Source organism: Mediterranea sp. ET5 (assembly GCF_023337025.1).
Classification (GTDB): domain Bacteria; phylum Bacteroidota; class Bacteroidia; order Bacteroidales; family Bacteroidaceae; genus Phocaeicola_A.
Map to the genome: position 1 here is coordinate 110,621 of NZ_JAMBLN010000008.1, position 22,196 is coordinate 132,816.

At 46.7% G+C, this 22,196-nt stretch carries 21 protein-coding genes; 8 read left to right on the plus strand and 13 right to left on the minus strand.

The features are described 5' to 3' along the window. Positions 1-22 precede the first annotated feature (22 nt). From M3087_RS06740 to M3087_RS06770, 7 genes are all read right to left on the minus strand, one after another. On the minus strand, positions 23-1,207 hold the full coding sequence (locus tag M3087_RS06740) for a pyridoxal phosphate-dependent aminotransferase (RefSeq protein ID WP_249094592.1): 1,185 nt from the start codon (positions 1,205-1,207) through the stop codon (positions 23-25). Next, positions 1,182-2,024, minus strand: coding sequence for a prephenate dehydratase (locus M3087_RS06745; RefSeq protein WP_022383495.1), 843 nt, complete (start codon positions 2,022-2,024; stop codon positions 1,182-1,184). The genes M3087_RS06740 and M3087_RS06745 overlap by 26 nt, the downstream gene beginning before the upstream one ends. A gap of 273 nt (positions 2,025-2,297) precedes the next feature. Further along, complete coding sequence (locus tag M3087_RS06750; RefSeq protein ID WP_249094595.1) at positions 2,298-3,257, minus strand: tetratricopeptide repeat protein; 960 nt, start codon at positions 3,255-3,257, stop codon at positions 2,298-2,300. Positions 3,258-3,320: 63 nt separating this feature from the next. Beyond that, positions 3,321-5,249, minus strand: coding sequence for an ATP-dependent DNA helicase RecQ (locus tag M3087_RS06755; protein ID WP_249094597.1), 1,929 nt, complete (start codon positions 5,247-5,249; stop codon positions 3,321-3,323). Positions 5,250-5,252: 3 nt separating this feature from the next. Further along, positions 5,253-6,971, minus strand: coding sequence for a single-stranded-DNA-specific exonuclease RecJ (gene recJ / locus M3087_RS06760; RefSeq protein WP_022383499.1), 1,719 nt, complete (start codon positions 6,969-6,971; stop codon positions 5,253-5,255). Positions 6,972-7,140: 169 nt separating this feature from the next. Further along, the gene (locus tag M3087_RS06765) at positions 7,141-8,355 is read right to left on the minus strand and encodes an aminopeptidase C (RefSeq protein WP_022383500.1); all 1,215 of its coding nucleotides are present in this window, start codon (positions 8,353-8,355) and stop codon (positions 7,141-7,143) included. 130 nt (positions 8,356-8,485) lie between these two features. Further along, the gene (locus M3087_RS06770) at positions 8,486-9,874 is read right to left on the minus strand and encodes an aminopeptidase P family protein (protein ID WP_249094598.1); all 1,389 of its coding nucleotides are present in this window, start codon (positions 9,872-9,874) and stop codon (positions 8,486-8,488) included. Positions 9,875-9,976: 102 nt separating this feature from the next. On the opposite strand from M3087_RS06770, the gene M3087_RS06775 reads away from it, so the two are divergent. Continuing rightward, positions 9,977-10,867, plus strand: coding sequence for a patatin family protein (locus M3087_RS06775; protein ID WP_249094600.1), 891 nt, complete (start codon positions 9,977-9,979; stop codon positions 10,865-10,867). Positions 10,868-10,891: 24 nt separating this feature from the next. Here the strand turns inward: M3087_RS06775 and M3087_RS06780 are convergent, their stop codons facing one another. From M3087_RS06780 to pyrB, 6 genes are all read right to left on the minus strand, one after another. Then, positions 10,892-11,599 carry a vitamin B12 dependent-methionine synthase activation domain-containing protein gene (locus M3087_RS06780; RefSeq protein ID WP_249094603.1) on the minus strand — a complete coding sequence of 236 codons (708 nt, stop codon included), beginning with the start codon at positions 11,597-11,599 and terminating at the stop codon, positions 10,892-10,894. After that, on the minus strand, positions 11,574-12,590 hold the full coding sequence (locus M3087_RS06785) for a uroporphyrinogen decarboxylase family protein (RefSeq protein WP_249094605.1): 1,017 nt from the start codon (positions 12,588-12,590) through the stop codon (positions 11,574-11,576). The genes M3087_RS06780 and M3087_RS06785 overlap by 26 nt, the downstream gene beginning before the upstream one ends. Positions 12,591-12,713: 123 nt before the next feature. Further along, positions 12,714-13,994 carry a serine hydroxymethyltransferase gene (glyA, locus tag M3087_RS06790; protein WP_106484826.1) on the minus strand — a complete coding sequence of 427 codons (1,281 nt, stop codon included), beginning with the start codon at positions 13,992-13,994 and terminating at the stop codon, positions 12,714-12,716. A gap of 49 nt (positions 13,995-14,043) precedes the next feature. Further along, the gene (locus M3087_RS06795) at positions 14,044-14,610 is read right to left on the minus strand and encodes a flavin reductase family protein (protein WP_022383506.1); all 567 of its coding nucleotides are present in this window, start codon (positions 14,608-14,610) and stop codon (positions 14,044-14,046) included. Positions 14,611-14,626: 16 nt separating this feature from the next. After that, the gene (pyrI, locus tag M3087_RS06800) at positions 14,627-15,088 is read right to left on the minus strand and encodes an aspartate carbamoyltransferase regulatory subunit (RefSeq protein WP_106484828.1); all 462 of its coding nucleotides are present in this window, start codon (positions 15,086-15,088) and stop codon (positions 14,627-14,629) included. A 12-nt stretch (positions 15,089-15,100) separates the two neighbouring features. Further along, complete coding sequence (gene pyrB / locus M3087_RS06805) at positions 15,101-16,039, minus strand: aspartate carbamoyltransferase (RefSeq protein ID WP_022383508.1); 939 nt, start codon at positions 16,037-16,039, stop codon at positions 15,101-15,103. 201 nt (positions 16,040-16,240) lie between these two features. Here pyrB and M3087_RS06810 point away from each other — a divergent pair, with 201 nt between their 5' ends. From M3087_RS06810 to M3087_RS06840, 7 genes are all read left to right on the plus strand, one after another. Beyond that, on the plus strand, positions 16,241-18,577 hold the full coding sequence (locus M3087_RS06810) for a transglycosylase domain-containing protein (protein WP_249094607.1): 2,337 nt from the start codon (positions 16,241-16,243) through the stop codon (positions 18,575-18,577). A gap of 182 nt (positions 18,578-18,759) precedes the next feature. Then, positions 18,760-19,617 carry a type I methionyl aminopeptidase gene (gene map / locus M3087_RS06815; RefSeq protein ID WP_022383510.1) on the plus strand — a complete coding sequence of 286 codons (858 nt, stop codon included), beginning with the start codon at positions 18,760-18,762 and terminating at the stop codon, positions 19,615-19,617. A gap of 50 nt (positions 19,618-19,667) precedes the next feature. Beyond that, positions 19,668-20,687, plus strand: a complete 1,020-nt coding sequence (gene tsaD, locus M3087_RS06820; RefSeq protein WP_249094609.1) for a tRNA (adenosine(37)-N6)-threonylcarbamoyltransferase complex transferase subunit TsaD — start codon at positions 19,668-19,670, stop codon at positions 20,685-20,687. 12 nt (positions 20,688-20,699) lie between these two features. Then, positions 20,700-21,203 (plus strand): CinA family protein, encoded by a 504-nt coding sequence (locus M3087_RS06825; protein ID WP_022383512.1) that lies wholly within the window; start codon positions 20,700-20,702, stop codon positions 21,201-21,203. Positions 21,204-21,311: 108 nt separating this feature from the next. Then, the gene (gene rpmB / locus M3087_RS06830; protein WP_022383513.1) at positions 21,312-21,572 is read left to right on the plus strand and encodes a 50S ribosomal protein L28; all 261 of its coding nucleotides are present in this window, start codon (positions 21,312-21,314) and stop codon (positions 21,570-21,572) included. 20 nt (positions 21,573-21,592) lie between these two features. Next, on the plus strand, positions 21,593-21,781 hold the full coding sequence (gene rpmG, locus M3087_RS06835) for a 50S ribosomal protein L33 (protein ID WP_022383514.1): 189 nt from the start codon (positions 21,593-21,595) through the stop codon (positions 21,779-21,781). A gap of 12 nt (positions 21,782-21,793) precedes the next feature. After that, complete coding sequence (locus M3087_RS06840) at positions 21,794-21,949, plus strand: DUF4295 domain-containing protein (protein ID WP_008142311.1); 156 nt, start codon at positions 21,794-21,796, stop codon at positions 21,947-21,949. The last annotated feature ends 247 nt before the right edge of the window (positions 21,950-22,196 follow it).

A 22,196-nucleotide genomic window follows, 5' to 3' on the forward strand; every position in this document is an offset into this window, starting at 1 on the left:
CCGACGTTGTGTCGTCGGTTGTTCAGATGATATTTTGTATTCGTTGGAGCGCTTCCGCCAGTTTCTCCTCCTTGGCGCAGAGCGAGATGCGTATGTAGCGTGCGCCGTTGCTGCCGAAGATGAATCCGGGTGTGATGAAGACCCTGGCTTCGTGGAGCACCTTCTCTGTGAGTTCCTCGACGTCGGCATAGCTGTCGGGAATCCGTCCCCAGAGGAACATGCCCACCTGCGCGGGGTCGAAGGTGCATTTCAGGGTGCGCATGATTTCCTCCGCCAAGTGCCTGCGGCTGCGGTAGAGGGTGCGGTTCATGGCTTCGTGCCACTCGTCGGAGTTGCGGTATGCCTGTGCCGCTGCCAGCTGCATGGGGCGGAAGGTGCCGGAGTCGATGTTGCTCTTCACCTTCAGTATCCACTGGATGAAGCGTGCGTTGGTGGCGAGCATGCCGACGCGCCATCCCGGCATGTTGTGGCTTTTGCTCATCGAGTTGAATTCGATGCAGCAGTCCTTGGCTCCGGGGACCTGCAGGATGCTCAGCGGACGCTCGTTGAGGATGAAGCTGTAGGGATTGTCGTTGACGACGACGAGGTTGTGCCTGCGTGCGAAGTCCACGAGCCGCCGGTAGAGTTCGGGGGTGGCATTGGCGCCCGTCGGCATGTTGGGGTAGTTGGTCCACATGATTTTCACGCGGCTCAGGTCCATCTTCTCCAGTGCGTCGAAGTCCGGTTGCCACTGCCGGTCCTCCCTCAGGTCGTAGGAGACGATTTCGCTGCCGAGCAAGCGGTTGAGCGAGGTGTAGGTGGGGTATCCGGGGTTGGGCACGAGTACCTGGTCGTCCGGATTGACCAGTGCGAGGGTGACATGGAGGATGCCTTCCTTCGAGCCGATGAGCGGTTGGATTTCGGTGTCCGGATTGAGTTCCACGTCATAGAACCGTCGGTACCATGCTGCCATCGCCTGTCTCAGTTCGGGGATTCCGACGGTGGGTTGGTATCCGTGCACGTCGGGTTGGCGTGCGGTTTCGCAGAGCACGCGGATGGTTTCGTCGGAAGGCGGCATGTCGGGGCTTCCGATGCCCAGGCTGATGACGTCCTGTCCCTCGGCATTCATGCGTGCCACCTCCTTGAGTTTCCTCGAGAAGTAGTATTCGCTGACGGAGCTTAGCCGTTCGGCGGGCTGTATGTCAAATGTGTGATTTTCCTTCTCCATATTCACCAAGTATTTGAAGTTCTTTTGTCAGGGGTGTGATGGCGTCGATGGACTGCTTGTAGCGCAGGTAATCGGCGAAGGCGACATCGACGTAGAAGAGGTATTCCCATTCCCGTCCGATGATGGGCAGTGACTGTATCTTGGTCAGGTTGATGTTGTAGAACGAGAAGATGGAAAGTACCTGTGAGAGGCTGCCTTCGCAGTGTGGCAATGAGAAAACGATGGTCGCCTTGTTGATGTGCGAGCGGTCGCGCAGCTCGTCCGCCTTCCAGGGGTCTGCCACGACGAGGAAACGGGTGAAGTTGTGCTTGTTGGTCTCGATGCCCTCTTCCAGGACTTTCATGTCATAGAGCGGAGCGGCGGATTTGGAGCAGATGGCTGCGTGGCCCTTGAGCTGTTTGCGGCTGATGAGTTCGGCGCTGCCCGCGGTGTCTTCCGCTTCGACGATTTTCACGTCGGGATGTTGCAGGAGGAATTCGCGGCATTGTGCCAGTGCCACGGGGTGTGAGTTGATTTCGACGATGTCGTCCCATCCCTCCTCCGGCAGGCAGAGGAGGCTGTGTGAGATGCGCATCTTGTGTTCGCCGACGATGGTGGTATGGCTTTCACGCAGCAAGTCATAGTTGTGCAGCAAGCTTCCGGCGATGGTGTTTTCGATAGCCATCAAGCCGATGACATTGCTGTCCTGCTTCATGGCATCAAAGATTCCGTCGAACGTGGAGCAGCAGATGAGTTCGATGTCTTCATTTTCGAAATACTGGTGTGCAGCCATGTCGTGGTAAGAGCCTTTGACACCTTGGATTGCAATTCGTTTCATGCTGTTTATCTTGTTTTAAAATAAAAAATCCCGCCTCAGTGTTGAAGCGGGACCTTATATAAGTTCATAATCATCAGTTGTAGGCTTACCTTACATATACGACTTCCCGCTTCACTTTATTGCTAAAGTAAAAGTAAAAGAAGAAGTAAAAATATGTATGGAATAAAGCTTTCATTGTTGTTTTGTTGTTAATACGTGGGCAAAAGTAGTACATTTCTTTTAAAATGCAACATCTGCGAACATTTTTTTTCAAATTCCGTCATTTTCCTTTCATCAGCCGAGCGGATTGTTGCTTTTGTAGAGCGTGTCGAAGTTGTCGAAATGTCCGCTGATGCGGTTCTCGCTTTCGGGGTTCAGCTCGAGCGCCTTCTTCATGTCGGCGAGTGCTCCTTCCTTGTCTCCGCTGTCCATCTTCAGCTTTCCGCGCAGCTGGTAGAGCTGTGCCTTCTCGTTGATTTCGAGCGCTTCGTCGAGTGTGGCGATGGCCTGTGCGTATTCCTTCTTCCGTGCAAGGATAAGGGCAATCTGTTCGTAGGAATGTTCGTTGAAGGGGTTCAGGTCGATGACTTTCTTGTAGTAAGTGACGGCTTCGTCTTCGTTGCCCAGTCCCTGTTGCACTTCCGCTGCAAGACGGAGTGCCTCCTCGTCGATGGAGTCATGTTTCAGCAGGAAGTCGACGTCCTCCAGCGCCTCGTTGTACTGTTTCATCTCCAGCAGCACCTGCCCGCGCATGAGGTAGGCTTCGGTGAAGTCTTCCTTCCTGCTGATGGCCTGTGTCAGGGCGACGATGGTGTGTATGGAGTCTCCCAGCTTGTGGTATGCCTGTGCCTGGAGGAAGTAGGGTGTTTCGTTGTCGGGCACCAGTTGTGCAGCCTGTTGTGCCGTTGCCAGCATGTCATCATAGTGTTCCTGGAGGTAGCAGACGCGTGCCAGGTCGAGGTAGCTTTGCAAGCGTTGAGGTTCGAGGCTGATCATCTGTCCCAGCACTTCGTGTGCCTGGTCGAGCTTGTTCAGCTGAAGGGATGTACTGACGAGCAGCGATGCGGTCTCCAGGTCCGGTCGGATGTTGAGTGCTTCCTTGAAACACTTCTCTGCATAAATCCATTTTCCGATGCGCTGTGCGCGTATGCCATCGTATTTGAGAATGTCGAAATTTCTCTCTTCGTTCTTGTGCCGTACGTTCTCTTCCGGTTCGTTGTTGCCGGCAAAGAGTTTCTTTAAGAGGTTCATCATAATTAAGGGGCGTTGTTTAAATGGGATTAAAGTTAAGATGGAGGCAAAGATATGGATGTTTTTTTATTCCTCTATCTCTGTACTCAAATATTTCTTGTTGAGCTTTGCCCGTCCGTCCTGCAGGCGTATGTCTCCGCAGTGCAGGAGGTAGGCGTATGCTTTCTTCATTTTGTCCGGTGAGTTGTCCGGCTCCATCAGTTCGTCGGCAGGGTGGGGCAGCCCGTCGCTGAGTTCCCGGAAGATTTTTGTCCGCAGGTTCTCGAATTCCCCCAGTGGCAGGCCCGAGTCATGCTTCCTGAGACAGACGTCGCATTGCAGGCAGTTGTGCGTATGGCGTTCGCCGAAGTAGTCCAGCAGCATGCGTCCGCGGCACGCATCCCGTGAGGTCATGTAGGTCAGCATCGCCTTGATGCGCCGGGCGTAGTTCTCCTTCCGCTGCTCGTATACTTCCGGTGGAATCACAATCCGCTCAGTCTCCACCCTTTTCTGCGTGAAGGTCACGTAAGGGGTCTTCTTGCCGGGGATGTATTGCAGGATGCGCCTCCGGGCGAGGCTCAGCAGCCCCTCATAGACCTGTTGGCGGGACAGTCCGGTCTTCCGGCTGATGTCGTTTTCGCTGATGATGACATAGTCGGAGAACAGTCCTGTATAGTTTCTCAGCAAGGCTTGCAGGAGCTCTTCGGTTTCCTCCGGCAATCCGTGTATCCGGTAAAGCTCATCACGGCGGAAGATGAACATGATGCGGGAGCTGCTTTCCTGCTCTCCCGTATAGTCGATGTATCCCGAGCGCGACAACAGCTGCAAGGCATGATGCAGCGGTACGGGGAAGTGCTTGAAGTTGCGGCAGAACTCGTCCATGTTGAATTCATACGTGCAGTCGAACCCGTCGCCCACCGCCATCTGATAGTAGTAGCACAAGTGTTCGTACACCTTCCGGATGTAGTCTTTTTCGGGGAACTTGTCGGAGACATGTTTATTGAGCATCCTTTTGTCATGCGGATTGTACAGCAGGACAGCGTAGGCTTTCTTCCCGTCGCGTCCGGCTCGTCCGGCTTCCTGGAAGTAAGCTTCCGGCGAGTCGGGCGAATCCGTGTGTATGACCAGACGTACGTCCGGTTTGTCGATGCCCATGCCGAACGCGTTGGTCGCTACCATAACCCGTGACTCTCCCGTCTGCCATCGTTGTTGCCGGAAGTCCTTTTCCGCATTGTCCAGTCCGGCATGATAGTATTCGGCAGTGATGTCGTGCTGTTGCAGGTAGGTTGCCATTTCCCTGGTCTTTCTCCGGCTTGTCACATAGATGATGGCGGACCCCTTCATCCGTTGCAGGATGTGGATGACCTGTTCGGATTTGTTTTCCGTTTCCCGGACGATGTAAGCCAGGTTCGGACGTTCGAAGCTCATCCGGAACACATTCTCCTCGCGGAAATGCAGCTGCTTCTGAATGTCGGCGACCACCTCGGGCGTTGCCGTTGCAGTCAGCGCGAGGACAGGCACGTCCGGCAGCAGTTCGCGGAGCTGATGTATCTTCAGGTAAGCCGGACGGAAGTCATATCCCCACTGCGAGATGCAGTGCGACTCGTCCACCGTGATAAAGCTGACGTGCATCTTCCGGAGTTTGGTCTGGAACAGCTCTGTCCCCAGTCTTTCCGGGGAGATGTAGAGGAACTTGTAGTTGCCGAAGATGCAATTCTCCAGCGTGACGACAATTTCGTCGCGAGTCATGCCGGAATAGATGGCAGTAGCCTTGATGCCCCGTTCGCGCAAGTGGCGTACCTGGTCCTTCATCAATGCGATGAGTGGAGTTACGACCAGACATAAGCCTTCCTGTGCCAATGCCGGGACCTGGAAGGTGATTGATTTTCCTCCCCCCGTCGGCATCAGTCCCAAGGTGTCTTTTCCACTGCCAATGCTGTTGATGATTTCTTCCTGGATGCCTCGGAAGTTGTCATATCCCCAATAGTGCTTGAGGATGGCTCTATAGTCCGTCATGATTTATTCAGCAGGGCGTATGTCCTCTATTTGCAGTTGCACTTCTCCGCGTTTGTGCGTATTCTCTTCAATGGTGTAGCAGATGTCAAACGAACGTTTGGTCTTGATGTATCGAGCCTGCGAACTTTGTCCGAAAGCGATTCCGTTCATCACATTGTGCGACTTGTTGTCCACCAGTTCCAGCTTGATGTGTTCCTGTTCACGTCCGACCACTTTGCTTGTTCCATAGTCATAGACGTGGTTGGTGCAGAAGATGGGTTTGTGATTGTCCGGTCCGAATGGATTGAAATGCTTCAGGTCGTTGAAGAACTTGGCTGTAATGTCACGGAAGTCTATTTTGGCGTCAATGTTGATGATGGCACGTGTCTGTTCCGGCAAGATGTGTTCTGCCACAAACTGTTCGAACCGTTGCGTGAAGGCATCTACATTTTCCACTTTCATGGAGAGCCCGGCAGCATAGGTGTGTCCTCCGAAGTTCTCCAGGAGGTCACGACAATGCTCGATAGCCTTGTACACATCGAATCCGGCAACCGAGCGGGCAGACCCCGTAGCCATGTCGTTGGTGCGTGTGAGTACGACAGCCGGACGGTAATAGATTTCCGTCAGACGTGAAGCCACGATGCCGATGACACCCTTGTGCCACGCCTCGTTGTAGAGGACGATGGAACGTCTGTGTGACAATCCTTCCAGGTGGTCCACAATCTTGTTGGCCTCTTCCGTCATGCTCTTGTCCAGGTCCTTGCGCGTCTCATTGTATTGGTTGATTTGATTGCTTTTCGCCAGCGCGCTGGCAAAATCTTTCTCAATGAGCAGGTCGACCGCTTCCTTTCCGTTCTGAATCCGTCCCGATGCGTTGATGCGCGGTCCGATTTTGAAGACAATGTCGCTGATGTTGATTTCTTTGTCCGCCAGTCCGCATACATCAATGATGGCTTTTAGTCCGATGCTGGGATTGGAGTTCAATTGACGGAGGCCGTAATATGCCAGAATCCGGTTTTCTCCCATGATAGGTACAATGTCAGAAGCGATGCTGACAGCCACCAAATCGAGTAACGGAGTAAGCTGTTTGAATTCGATTCCGTTGCTTTTGGCAAAAGCCTGCATGAACTTGAATCCGACTCCACAGCCCGACAGATGCGGATAGGGATACGTTGCATCCAGGCGTTTGGGGTTGAGGATAGCCACGGCAGGAGGGAGAATTTCATCAGGCACATGGTGGTCGCAGATAATAAAGTCGATGCCCTTTTCCCGAGCATACGTGATTTCTTTCACTGCTTTGATTCCACAGTCGAGCACGATGATGAGTTTGACTCCCGTTTCATGCGCGTAGTCCACTCCCTGTATGGATACTCCATATCCTTCGTTGTATCTGTCCGGAATGTAGTAGTCTATGTTGGAGTAAAATTGTTGTAGAAACTTGTAGACCAGTGCCACGGCAGTCGTACCGTCTACATCATAGTCGCCATAAATCATCACACGTTCCTTTCTTCCCATCGCCTGGTTGAGACGCTCTACGGCTATGTCCATATCTTTCATTAGAAATGGGTCGTGTAGTTCGTTCAATTGTGGATGGAAGAATTTTTTGGCTGCGGAGACGGTGGTGATTCCCCTTTTTTGAAGTAAGTGGCATAGAATCGGGTGGATGCCCAGCTCTTTAGCAAAGGAGTTGGCTGCCTCTACTTCATTGTGTGTGGGAGCTTGATAATTCCATCTGTATCGCATTTTATATATTGTTTTTCTTTTTCTTTCTTTATCAGGCGGAGGAATTTCTCCGTTTCGATTTGTAAAGTTAGGAAAAAGAAATAGAAAAGCGCACCGATTCTGCATATATTTAACAGAATCGGTGCGCTTGGGCAAGTTTTAAAACCGGGGAATCAGATGCTGTAGAATTTTATTTTATACCCAGCTTCTTGGCAATTTCCTTGGGAAGTGCCTTCTTGTTGACAACAATGTTCATGGTTTTATATCGTGCATAGGCTTTGGATACATACCAGATACCCTTGTAGTCGCCAACGGTGCCCCATGAGTTCTTTACCATGTAGTATTCCGTACCCTTCTGGTCTTTGGCAATACCGTAAATCTGCATGCCGTGATCGTCGGTCGTTTCCCAATTGTCATAAGCTCTTTGACGCTCCTCGGGTGTGCACCACATTTGCGGCTGCGGGCTGTTGATGAATTGCGGCGAGTTGGAAAGGCGCAACCAGCGTGCCATATCAGAGCCGGTCAAGTCTTCTTGTGCCTTCTTCATGTCAGGCAAGGTTCCGATACCGGTACGGTTGAATCCGTTTTCGCTGACGTCAGCTCCCCATGCAATGGTATATCCGTTCATGATTGCGTTGTCAAACACTTCCATGAATTCGTCAAGCGGCAGGTTGTAGGATTGTCCCCAACGCCAGTTGTCCTGGATTTCAAGTACGAAAGGTTTGTAATACGGATGGTGCGTATAAGAGGTCAGCGAGATGTAGTCGTCGGCATTCAGTCCGGTTGATTCGTAGAATGACTTCGGGGTATAGGTCTTTCCTTTGTATTCGAAAGATTCCGGACGTTTGCCCAAGTAGGCATCGTAGATACCGGCAAGACCTTTTTGCCATACAGGTACATTGTTCTCGTCCATCTGGATGGATTTCTGGTTGCCTTTAGCAATGGCTGCCACATAAGCTTCAGTTACTGCCGAAAGTTCATTGTGGTTGGACAGTGTGTCACCATACATGACACCCGGCCGCATCAATTCTTCAGGCACCAAGCCAAACTGCTGCATTCCATAAATCACGTCATAGAACGAACCTCCCTGTGAGAAGGATACGTCACCATGGGTACGGACAGTTGCGTTGGCGCGGTCCATATAAGTATTATAGACCAGATACATTTCAGAGAAGTCATACTCACCTTTGCCCATACGCAGCAGTTCGGATTCAATGAAGCCTAAGCCTGAATAGCACCAGCAAGTACCTGCACGACTTTGGTTCTTGATGGAGGTGATGGGATTTTCTTTCACGGTCGTGAATACAAAGCCTTCTCTTTTCTCTTCTTTCGCTTGCTCCTGTGCCATAGCCTGACCCATGAACAGCAGGCTGAGTGCAGCCGTTGCAAATAATGTTTTTTTCATGTTTTGGTTTTGTGATGGTTAAACTAATTTAGTTATTTCTGAATTGTTATTAAGTGAATGAACTGTCAATCGGCTACTGCGCCTATGTCTGGCAGCCGTTTCTGTAAGCTCATGCTCTTAGTCCATTGTTTTACTCATTCATGATGTTCTCAACTTCCTCGACGGTTAATGGAATATGTTTCTTTCCCAGGAAACGCGAGCCAGTCGCGGTAATCAACACATCGTCCTCCAAGCGGATACCGCCGAAATCCTTATAAGTGTCGATGATATCGTAGTTAAGAAAATCGGTGAACTTGTTTTCAGCCCTCCATTTATCAATCAGGGCAGGAATAAAGTAACATCCCGGTTCGTCCGTGATGACAAAGCCTTCTTGCAGGCGACGTCCCATACGCAAGGATGCCAATCCAAATTGTTCAGAAGGACGGGTCTCCTCATCATAGCCTACATAGACTTGTCCTAATCCCTCCATGTCATGTACATCAAGTCCCATCATGTGTCCCAGTCCATGGGGCATGAAAAGAGCGTGTGCACCCGCAGCTACGGCATCATCCACATTGCCTTTCATGAGTCCCAGATCTTTCAGACCTTGGGCGAGCACTTTGCATACATTGATGTGTACCTCTTTCCAGGTCTGCCCGGGGCGCGCAAAGTCGATGGCATGGTCATGGCAGGCTACGACAATGTTATATACATCCTTTTGGCGGCTGGTAAAACGTCCGCCAACAGGAACTGTACGTGTGAAATCCGAGCAATAGTTATTGACGGTTTCAGCTCCGGCATCGGTCAGCATCAGCTTGCCGGTTTGCAGGATGTTGCCATGATAATGGTTGTGCAAGGTTTCTCCGTTTTGGGAGAGGATAGTGGCAAATGAGGTCATGCTGCCGTAAGAAGCTGCAATGCCGTCGAGTACACCGGCTATGTATTGCTCTTTTACACCGGGCTTGCAAAGGCGCATTGCGGTGGTATGCATTTCATAGCCAATATCACAGGCGCGTTCGATTTCCTCAATTTCGCAAGGCTCTTTTACAGAACGCAGGTCCACAACAGCCTTGATCAGCGGAAGGGAGGCTTTGGCTTTCAGTTCTGCAGCAGGGATACCGAGCATCTCTTCCAAAGCGAACATGGTATCATGGCGATAGGGAGGGAGATAGTGTATCTGGCGGCGTTGTCTGGCAGCAGTAGTAACTAATGTTTTCAAATCCTGGGTCGACCCACTGTTGTCTACGCCAATACTTGCAGCCATATCTTTGACACTGGGTTGCGGCCCCATCCAAATGATGTCGTCCATGGTTACATCGTCTCCAAAGAGATATTCCTCACTGCTGTCCAAGTCAATGACACCAGTCATCCCGAGACGATTGATACCGAAGAAATAGAGAAAGCTACTATCCTGACGGAATTTGTAAGCATTGTCCGGGTAATTGCACGGAGCTTCGTTATTGCCCGGAAAAATGATGATGCCACCTTGCAATTTAGTTTGAAGAGCTTGGCGGCGTTTCTTGTAATCTGCGTTGAACATATTACACCTGGCTTAGATTTGTTGATTTAAGTTATTTTGCAAAAATAGTCATTCCTATGAATAAAACTAATATCTTTGCCCATATCTTTGAATAAAATCTATATGGCGATAGACAATCACACAGGACTGGTTTTGGAAGGAGGTGGTATGCGTGGCGTATTTACCTGTGGTGTGTTAGATTATTTTATGGATGCACACATTGAGTTCCCTTATATTATAGGTGTATCTGCCGGAGCGTGCAATGGCTTGTCATACATGTCGCACCAACGGGGAAGGGCACGTTTCAGCAATGTAGAGATGATGAAAGAGTATCGCTATATAGGTGTAAGGCATCTGTGGACACAGCACAGCATTCTCAATCTGGATTTATTGTATCGACAATTTCCAGAACGTATTTTGCCTTTTGATTATGACGCGTGCTTTGCCAATTCTACCCGTTTTGAAATGGTCATGACTGATTGCCGTACGGGGCTTCCTTGCTATCTGGAAGAGCGTTCAGATCCGGCGCGGCTGGTTTTACTTGCTAAAGCATCGAGCAGCTTGCCTTATGTCTGTCCAATCACGTATGTGGACGGAGTGCCGATGCTGGATGGGGGAATTATCGACTCGATTCCTGTCGTACGTTCTGTCAGTCAGGGATATTGGAAGAATGTGGTAGTACTTACGCGTAACAAAGGGTATCGGAAAACGGCCAAAGACATGAGGATTCCTTCCTTTATCTATAAGAAATACCCTAAATTGCGTGAGATACTCAGTCACCGTAATGCCATTTACAATCGTCAGCTGGAAATGGTGGAACGGATGGAGGAAGAAGGACGTATTTTGGTTATACGTCCGATGAAACCCATGGTTGTCGGGCGCATTGAGAAAGATGTGAAGAAACTGGCAGCTCTGTACGACGAAGGATATGCTTGTGCAAAAACGGTGATGGAGAGTGAAGAAGCCGCATCATTTATGAAATCCGTATCCATTCTGTCGGATAAGGTTTTATAAGCATGCATTTTTATAGGGTAGTATTCATTTTGCGGTTGGCTTTCTCTTCCGCTTATAACACTGTTCATACGAACAAAGTCCACAGGAATATTCCAATTTGCGCACATCAGGACCCAGACCAATGATTCCGCTTACAGATTTGATGGGAACCATTAAACAGGAATTAGTTAGGTGGATACCACAGGGATAGGGAGTAGGAAAGAAATGAAATAAACTCGGCTGTTCACTTACGTGCCATCCGCAATATCCAGGACTGAAACGGTTGGTATGCTTCCAGCCATAGTCATTGATAACTTCTTGTAACGCAAGTTCCATGCAGTCAGCCGTCTTTTCTGCTATAATGCTGCCTATACAGTCTGCCATATAGCATTTTACCAAGTCCCCTTCATCTTTCAGAGAGTGTTGCAAGCTTTCGAATTCCGTGCCGGCTGTAGCCGTGAAGAAAGCATATTGTACGGCTCCTTGCAACTGGTTTGCAATGATTCGTCCAAGATGAAAAACTGTTTGCCCAACTTGCAGGCTGTTGTTCTCCCTGTTCAGTAAACCCTCGATAAGTATAAATTCGAAACGGGGTACAACCATCTTTGCTACCTGACGGAGCATGTCATGCATTTCTGCATACACGTTCTCGTCAGGGAGTGAAGTGCCATAGCCCATGGTTTCGTTCAGTTCGCTATCAGTGATATTGAGCTGCTCGAACGTAAGCTTAGATTCTAGATGTGTTATATTCATTTAGGGCAGAATAGAAGGCGTCTATGTTTGCAAAAGGAGTGTGAGGCGGAGTATCGCAGCCACTCGAAAGGACAAAATTGGGATAAGCTTGTGTGGCATCCAACAGAGCCTGTACACTTTGTTTCATCGTGTCTATGCTACCCATTTTAAAGATGCTGACAGGGTCGATGTTTCCCATTGCGAGAGCATCTGAAGGAACTTCCTTGAGAGCCTCTACCATATCGATTTTATTGCCGAAATGGTATCCCATAGCACCTGTATAAACCATAGCCTTTGTACAGTTGCCCATATTCCCGCAATTATGGAGAATGACAGCAAAATGCTCGTCCTGAACTTTGGCAATGATGTCTTTTACAAATTCTGAGGAAAATTGTTGGCAGTCTTCATTGGAAAGCAGACCGGCCGCAGGTTCGGCCATGATAACGCCGTTTGCTCCTGCTTCTTTTAATGCAAGGCAGTAGTTCGTGAGGAATTCACTGCATTTGGCAAGTAACATGCGGGCTGCATCCGGATTAATATATATGAGCATCATAATCTCTGACATGTCATAAAGGCGTCCTGCCAGTGAATAAGGCCCAATACATCCAGCAAGAACCGGACGTTCTGTAAGGTGTTCGGCTGCCAATCGATTTGCTTTAAGATATTCAGGAATACGACCTTTTGTCAAGTCTGGAACTTGGAGAGCCTCAATTGCGCTTTCATCATTGAGCAGGCGTCCAATGACACTAGGGACTTCATTTTCAGGAAAAAGAATTTCAGCACCGAAGGCTTCTGCTTCTACTGTCAGATCCATAATCACGCATGAAGCTGCCGAAGGATATTTCTCATACAAGGCTTTTATCGCTTCATAATGTACCTGTCCGTCCGTGACTGCATCGCGTACGGTTTTTCCGATTAGCTCAATCCCGGGATGAGTCATGATAGGAATTGCTGTTACGTCCTTTCGTGCAATGAGTTGGTCTACCCATTGCTTCATATTGATTGTGTTCATCGTAGTAAATATTGTTTTTAGGCTAATAAAGGTCTCTGAATATATAATTTTTAGGAAAAGGATGCAGGCCATGTCTTATAGAATGACTCTGACAAGGCATCACCTGCATCCCTTTATGACAGATTAGTAGGCAAAGATCGGGTAGTCTGCCATAATCTTATTGACACGTTCGCGAACAGAAGAAATTACCTTTTCATTGTCAACGTTGGAAAGAACGGTTTCAATCATATCGGCAATTTCGAGCATCAGATCCTCTTTTGCACCGCGCGTGGTAATCGCAGGAGTACCCAAGCGAATGCCTGAAGTCTGGAATGCTGAACGGGAATCAAACGGAACCATGTTCTTGTTTACTGTGATGTCTGCAGATACCAATGCCTTTTCTGCCACTTTTCCAGTCAAATCGGGGTATTTTGAACGCAGGTCAACCAGCATGGAGTGGTTGTCTGTGCCGCCGGAAATGATATCAAAGCCTCTATCCATCAGGGCTTGGGCCAATACCTTGGCATTTTTCTGTACTTGAATCTGGTATTCTTTGTATTCAGGTTGCAGACATTCGTGGAAAGCTACTGCCTTGGCTGCAATGACATGTTCCAACGGACCGCCTTGTATACCGGGGAATACGGCAGAATCGAGTAACTGCGACATTTTCTTGATTTCTCCCTTCGGCGTCTTTTTGCCCCATGGATTTTCGAAGTCTTTTCCCATCATGATGACTCCACCACGCGGGCCGCGCAGGGTCTTGTGGGTTGTAGAAGTAACAATGTGGGCATATTTTACAGGGTTATCGAGCAGACCGGCTGCTATCAGACCTGCAGGATGGGCCATATCGACCATGAAGATGGCACCGACCTTGTCGGCAATTTCACGCATGCGTTTATAGTCCCATTCACGTGAATAAGCCGAACCGCCACCTATAATCATTTTGGGGTGTTCGCGCAAAGCTATTTCTTCCATTTCATCATAATCTACCCGTCCTGTTTCCTTATTTACATTATATTCACAGGGAGTATAGATGATACCTGAAGTATTGACTAAAGAACCATGAGAGAGGTGGCCGCCGTGTGCCAGATTCAAGCCCATAAATTTATCACCAGGGTTCAGTACGGCTAAAAAGACAGCAGCATTCGCTTGTGCTCCTGAGTGGGGTTGTACGTTTGCCCATTCAGCTCCGAAGATCTTTTTCAAGCGGTCAATGGCCAGTTGTTCGCTTTGATCTACTACCTCGCAGCCTCCGTAGTAGCGCTTGCCGGGATAGCCTTCGGCATACTTGTTGGTCAAGCAAGAACCCATAGCTTTCATTACTTCTTCACTTACAAAGTTTTCTGAAGCTATCAATTCGATTCCCTTCAACTGACGTTGATGTTCTTTTTCGATGATGTCGAAAATCTGATCGTCTCTTTTCATGTTCTTTTCAGTATAAAGATTAATATGTGTTTTCTATGTGATTGCAAATCTAATGCTTTTTCTCTACGGACCATCCAAATTTACCAATCTTTTTCCCCAGCCCATAGTACGCCCCATGAAGGTAGACCAATGGACAACTTTCGGACAGTTCAAATTTGCCGGTTTCAGGATTCAGGAAACGTTCATCTGCACGTATGTTGACTACATCGGCAATGAACATATCGTGTGAACCTAACGATACAATTTCTTTCACCCGGCATTCGATACAAAGCGGGGACTCTTCTACAAGGGGTGCATTGACAACGGAAGCTTTCCCCGGAGTCAGTTTCATTTCGTCGAATTTATTGTAGTCTCGCCCGGAACGTACACCGCACCAATCGGTTGCAAAGGCCATATCTTCCGTAGTCAGGTTAATGACAAACTCCATGTTACGTTTCAGAATTTCGTAAGAATGTCGTTCCGGACGTACGGAGATATAGCACATCGGCGGATTGGTGCAAAGGGTTCCTGTCCATGCTACCGTAATAAGGTTATATTCTTCCTGCCGGCTTCCGCAACTGACAAGAACTGCAGGCAGGGGATAAATCATGGTTCCCGGTTTCCAGTCTAGTTTCATGAGTCAAGTAGAGAAATTACAGAAGTTTGAGATTGTCCTTGCGTTGTTCCTTCTCGCAGTAATGGCATTTTAGGATTCCTTCTTCCTTGTTGATCACATGGAACCATGTTTGCATGGGTTCGTTGTTGGTGATGCATTTGGGATTTGGACATTTGACAATACCTTTGAGTTCATCCGGCATATGTACCTCTTTTTTTTCAACGACCTCGTAATCGTGGATAATGTTTAATTTCACATTAGGAGCTACTACCGATAAACGGCTGATTTCTTCGTCGCTGAAAAATTTATTGGCAACTTTGATAATACCTTTCTTGCCCAGTTTCTTGCTGTCAAGGTTAAAGCCGATGGTTACATTGGAATCCATATGTTCAATACCGAGTAGGGATACTACTTGGAATAGTTTACCAGAAGGTATGTGGTCGATGACCGTTCCGTCTTTGAGGGCTGCTACTTGGAGCGCCTGTTTATTTTCGTTCATAATAATCGATGGTTATCCTTTGTTGTTTTTGACTTCGTCTAATGTGATTCCCAGCACATCGCAAATGATAGCTTCCCGTGCGAATAATCCGTTGCGTGCTTGTTGGATATAGTAAGCATGCGGGTCGGCATCTACATCATAAGCAATTTCGTTTACTCTGGGAAGCGGGTGAAGGATTTTCATATTGCTTTTGGCTTTCTTCAGCATGTTTGCTCTAAGGATGTACACGTCTTTAACACGTTCGTATTCCATCAGATCCGTGAATCGTTCGCGTTGCACACGTGTCATGTAGAGAATGTCTGCATCAGCAATTACATCTTCATTGAAATCTACATGTTCTACGTATTTGATGTTATGCTCACGACAATAGAGTTTGTATTCCTCGGGCATGGCAAGTTCCTTGGGCGCAATGAAGTGAAATGTAGGATTGAAGTGGCGCATTGCCATGAGCAAAGAGTGGACGGTACGTCCATATTTCAAATCTCCAACCAAATAGATTGATAGGTTGTCAAGTGTACCTTGAGTTTTATAGATGGAGTATAAATCAAGCATCGTCTGTGATGGATGCTGATTAGCACCGTCACCGGCATTCACGATAGGGATGGGAGCCACTTCGCTGGCATAACGGGCTGCCCCTTCAAGGTAGTGACGCATAACGATCAAATCTGCATAGTTGCTGACCATCAGAATGGTATCTTTCAGAGTCTCTCCTTTTGATGAACTGGTGGTAGATGCATCCGTGAAGCCGATTACACGTCCACCCAAACGGTTGACTGCAGTCTCGAAACTTAGGCGTGTGCGGGTGGAAGGCTCGAAAAACAACGTCGCAACAACTTTCCCGTCAAGGATTTTGCGATTCGGGCATTTCTCAAACTCTTTAGCCATTTCGAGCAGGTAGAGAATTTTCTCTTTGGAATGTTCCGCAATGGTTACTAAACTTCTATTTTCCATATATTATAAAGGTATTATCATATCAAGTTGTAAAGTTAGAGAAAAAATGACAGAAAGATATCATTTCAACTCAAGAACTTTGAACCCCTTGATAAACTTTTTAAAATAGCGGGCATTATCAAGCATTTATTGTATTTTTGCGACTTCAATCAGAGTTTATAGAAGACATTTTTTGAGACAAGATTTACACATTTAGTAAATATGAGAAAGAAACTTTTGATCATATTATGGTCAGGACTTGTGGGAGTCACTTTATTGGTCGCATTGGTCTTTCTGGCAATTGCAAAAGGATGGATAGGCTATATGCCTCCGGTGGAAGAACTTGAAAACCCTATTAATAAGTTTGCTTCTGAGGTCATAACGGCTGATGGCAAAATGTTAGGGACATACTCTTACAGCAAGGATAATCGTGTTTTTGTGGGCTATGATGAACTGTCGCCTAATCTTATCCATGCGCTTATTGATACGGAAGATTTCCGTTTTGAGCAGCATTCAGGTATTGACGCGAGAGCTTTGTTTCGTGCTATTGTGAAACGTGGTATATTGATGCAAGCAAGTGCGGGAGGTGGTAGTACAATTACTCAGCAATTAGCGAAGCAGCTTTATTCAGACGTAGCAGAAAACACTTTGCAACGTTTGTTTCAGAAACCGATTGAGTGGGTGATTGCGGTTAACCTGGAACGTTTTTATACGAAAGAAGAGATCCTTACGCTCTATCTTAATTATTTTGATTTTCTGAATAATGCTGTCGGTATAAAGACGGCTTCCAATACTTATTTTTCTAAAGAACCGAAAGATTTGAAGGTAGAAGAGGCGGCCACATTGGTAGGCATGTGTAAGAACCCATCCTACTATAATCCGGTGCGTCATAATGAGCGTGCCCGTGGGCGGCGTAATGTTGTGATAGACCAAATGTGTAAAGCGGGGCATCTGACCGAGGCACAGGCTGATTCATTAAAAGCGCTTCCTTTGAAACTGCGTTATCGGAGGGTGGATCATAAAGAGGGGGCCGGGACTTATTTCCGGGAATATCTTCGTCGCATGATGATTGCCAAAAAACCGGTACGTAGTGAATATAGAGGCTGGCAAATGCAACAATATTATGAAGATTCGCTTGCTTGGGAGAATAATCCCTTGTACGGATGGTGCAACAAAAACACTAAGAAAGATGGTACGAATTACAATCTTTATACGGATGGTCTAAAGATTTATACTACGATAGATTCACGAATGCAACGTTATGCGGAAGAAGCGGTACATGAACATGTGGCTCTTTTCCTGCAACCTCAATTCTTTAAGGAAAAGAAAGGGCGGAAAACGGCTCCTTATACGAATCAAATCAGTGCAGAAGAGGTAAATAAGATTCTTGATCGCGCGATGCGTCAGAGCGATCGTTATCGTATCATGACGAAGGCTGGGTATAGTGAAGATGAAATACGCCAGGCATTCAATCAGAAGCAGGAAATGACAGTATTTTCTTATCAGGGTGATATTGATACGATTATGACCCCAATGGATTCTATTCGGTATTATAAGTATTTTCTGCGGGCAGGCTTTATGTCAATGGATCCACATACCGGTTATGTGAAAGCTTATGTAGGAGGTCCTGATTATACCCATTTCCAGTATGATATGGCCATGGTGGGACGACGTCAGATTGGTTCGACCATCAAGCCTTATCTCTATACTCTTGCCATGGAGAACGGATTTTCTCCTTGCGATGAAACTCGTAATGTGGAGCAGACCTTGGTGACAGAAACTGGAGAAACATGGACCCCTCGCAATTCATCTAATAAGCGTTATGGCGAAATGGTCACGTTGAAGTGGGGATTGGCTAATTCAAACAACTGGATATCGGCTTATTTAATGAGTAAGCTCAATCCGTATGCATTGGTACGGCTAATTCATAATTTTGGGGTGTTGAACCGTGATATTCAGCCGACTCCGTCGCTATGTCTGGGACCGTGTGAAATCTCGGTCGGTGAGATGGTGAGTGCTTATACCGCTTTTGCCAATAAGGGTATCCGTACGGCTCCTTTGTTTGTTACTCGTATTGAAGATAGTGATGGCAATGTGCTGGCGGAATTTTCTCCAGTCATGCAAGAAGTGATTAGTGAGACTAGTGCTTACAAGATGCTGATTATGCTCCGTGCCGTCATCAATGAAGGTACGGGAGGCAGGGTGCGTTTCCGTTATGGAATACAAGCCGATATGGGCGGAAAAACAGGTACGACCAATAATAATTCCGATGGATGGTTCATGGGCTTTACTCCATCGTTGGTGTCGGGTGTATGGGTCGGCGGTGAAGATCGTGATATTCATTTCGATACGATGCTTTATGGTCAGGGTGCTTCTATGGCATTGCCTGTATGGGCTATCTATATGAATAAGGTATATGCTGATAAAAGTTTGGGATATTCTCAAGATGAACGCTTTGAAATTCCGGAAGGTTTTGACCCGTGTGCTGGTATGAATGAAAGCACGGATAGCGTTTCGGTGGTGACTGACGGAGGTATTGATGATTTGTTTGAAGAGTGAAACTTGATAAGATAAGGATAATGCAGGCGGGCAATGAAGAAGTCGTGGATGACTTTTTCGTTGCCCGTCTCTTTTTTGTATTGGAGTTCATTCGGTAGGGTTGAGTATTTTAGTGCAATTCCGTGACCTCCATTCGTCTTTTTGTACTAACTTTGCGAATGTTATACGATAAAGCAATATTTATGTTTCATAAAAAGATGCATCGGTGGTATGTTCCTAAAGGACAGGAACTCACTGAAATGGATAAGAAAATCCTCTATTATCAAAATAAGGGCAGTCTAGTGCCGACCCGTAAACTTATCAAGACCCCGGAACAGATTGAAGGAATTCGCCGGAGTGGAGTAGTGAATACCGGAGTACTTGATCTCGTGGAACGAGAGATTCATGCGGGCATGAGTACAGCCGAGGTGGACAAGCTGGTTTATGATTATACACTCGATCATCATGCTGTGCCTGCCACATTGGGATATGAAGGTTTCCCGAAAAGTTGTTGTGTGTCGATTAATGAAGTTGTATGTCATGGTATTCCGAATGAAGAGGAGATCCTGGAAGAAGGTGACATCGTCAATGTGGATTGTACTACTATCCTTGATGGCTATTATGCAGACGCATCCCGCATGTTTATTATAGGTAAAACGACGCCGGAAAAAGAAAAATTAGTTCGTGTGGCAAAAGAGTGCCTGGAGATAGGCATGCAGGTGGCTAAGCCTTATTGCTTTGTTGGTGATATAGGCAATGCCATTGATAAACATGCTCGTAAAAATGGTTTTTCTATAGTGCGTGATTTGTGTGGTCATGGTGTAGGATTGGAGTTTCATGAAGAGCCGGATGTAGAGCATTATGGTCGGAAAGGAACAGGAATGCTTTTGGTCCCAGGCATGGTGTTCACAATCGAGCCAATGGTGAACATGGGGACTTGGGAGGTTTTCATCGATGAAGAAGATGGATGGACTGTGGTGACGGAGGACGAATTGCCTTCAGCACAGTGGGAACATACTTTCGTGATGACTGAAGAAGGTTTGGAAATTTTGACATACTAGATATTCGTAAGTCAATCAAAAACATTACTTTTGCAAGCAATAATGAATTTATGGATACAATAATATTAGGTATAGAATCATCATGTGATGACACTTCGGCGGCGGTTATTCGTAACGGTGTCTTGCTGTCGAATGTTGTTGCAAGTCAAGCTGTACATGAGGCTTATGGGGGCGTTGTGCCAGAATTGGCATCACGGGCTCATCAGCAAAATGTTGTTCCTGTTGTGCATGAAGCGTTGAAACGGGCTGGCGTAACAAAAGAGCAGCTGAGTGCTATAGCCTTTACCCGTGGTCCCGGTTTGATGGGGTCGTTATTGGTCGGTGTGTCGTTTGCTAAGGGTTTTGCCCGTTCATTGGGAATTCCGATGATTGATGTGAACCATTTGCAAGGCCACGTGCTGGCTCACTTTATTAAAGAGTCGGAAGAAGATACTGACAAACCGCGTTTTCCTTTCCTTTGTCTGTTAGTTTCTGGAGGTAATTCCCAAATTATCTTGGTGAAGTCTTACAAAGATATGGAAGTTTTGGGGCAGACGATTGATGATGCTGCTGGAGAGGCTATCGATAAATGCTCGAAAGTTATGGGGCTGGGTTATCCCGGTGGGCCTATTATTGATCGTTTGGCACGACAGGGAAATCCAAAAGCTTTTACTTTTAGCAAGCCGCATATTCCGGGCTATGACTACAGCTTTAGCGGTTTGAAGACCTCCTTCCTTTATTCTTTACGGGAATGGTTGAAAGATGATCCTGATTTCATTGAACATCATAAAGAAGATTTGGCAGCTTCGCTGGAAGCCACTATTGTGGATATACTGATGACGAAACTTCGTAAAGTAGCAAAGGATTTGAATATCCGTGAAGTGGCCGTCGCAGGGGGAGTCTCTGCGAATAATGGTTTGCGGAATGCGTTCCGTGAACATGCTGAACGCTATGGATGGAAGATTTATATACCCAAATTCAGTTATACGACTGATAATGCTGCCATGATAGCCATGACAGGTTATTTTAAGTTCTTAGATAAAGATTTTTGTTCCATTGATAAGCCGGCTTATTCACGGGTCGGTTTGTAAAAACTACAAGATATGTCACTAGAAACAAAGTTTATAAGTAGAGAAATTAATGAGCTGATGTGGAAAAACGGTTCCACTCTCTCTACAGCCGAGAGCTGTACCGCAGGAAATGTCGCAGCCGCTATCACTTCTGTTCCCGGTAGTTCGCAGTTTTATAAAGGTGGTGTAGTAGGTTACTCCAATGAAGTCAAGGAAAACATGTTGCATGTCAGCCATGAAACACTTGAAACGTATGGGGCTGTCAGTGAAGAAACCATTACAGAGATGATTAAAGGCGCCATGAATACATTGAAGACTGATTTTGCCGTAGCAACCTCAGGCATTGCAGGTCCAGGTGGAGGTTCGGCTGAAAAGCCCGTAGGACTGATTTGGGTGGCAGCCGGAAATAAAGATAAGGTGCTGACACAGAAATTGGAAGGTGATTATGGACGTGAAATCAATATTGCTCGTGCCACACAAGCTGCTTTAGCTCTGCTTCTGACCTTGATTCGTGAAAGTGAGAGCAGTGAATCTTGAAAAAGTGCACATTTTTAGGCAAATTGCTTGTTTATAAGGAATAAATCCTTTAATTTTGCACGCTGTTTGAGATAAACAAGAAAAAGAAACTATAAAACTAAGATAGCAATGTCGAAAATTTGTCAAATTACCGGAAAGAAAGCCATGATTGGCAACAATGTTTCACACTCAAAGAGAAGAACTAAGAGAGTTTTTGATGTGAACTTGTTTACGAAGAAATTCTACTATGTAGAACAAGACTGCTGGATCAGCCTGAATATTTGCGCAGCAGGTCTTCGCGTGATTAATAAGAAAGGCTTGGATGCTGCGCTCAACGATGCTGTAGCTAAAGGCTATTGTGATTGGAAAACTATTAAAGTAATCGGCTAAAATAAGGGAGAATAAGACTTATGGCAAAGAAGGCAAAAGGTAACAGAGTGCAAGTAATCCTTGAATGCACTGAGCACAAAGCTAGCGGTATGCCGGGTACTTCCCGCTATATCACAACGAAGAATAGAAAGAATTCGCCTGAAAGATTGGAGCTGAAGAAATATAACCCCATCTTGAAACGAGTAACTGTACATAAAGAAATCAAATAATAATAGAACCCCATGGCAAAGAAAACTGTAGCAACCCTGCAAACGGGTAAGGAAGGACGTTCTTATACCAAGGTCATTAAGATGGTTAAGTCTCCTAAAACAGGTGCTTACGTATTTGATGAACAAATGGTTCCGAACGACAAAGTGCAAGACTTCTTCAAGAAGTAAGAAGTACATAAAGGACATATTCCATTTTGTAAATATCAGGAAGTCGGAAGTAGCTGAATAAGTTTCTTCCGACTTTTTTTCGCTTAAAACAAACAAGCAACTGCCGTAAATCTGCTTCTTGATTTGGACTAAGCAGGAATAGGGATGTGATATGGAGCTGATTAGTTCCTGATGACTTATAGAGCCGGTTGACTAGTTGGAGTCAGCCGGCTTTTCTTTATGTCTGGAATCGGATAGGAATTTGGGG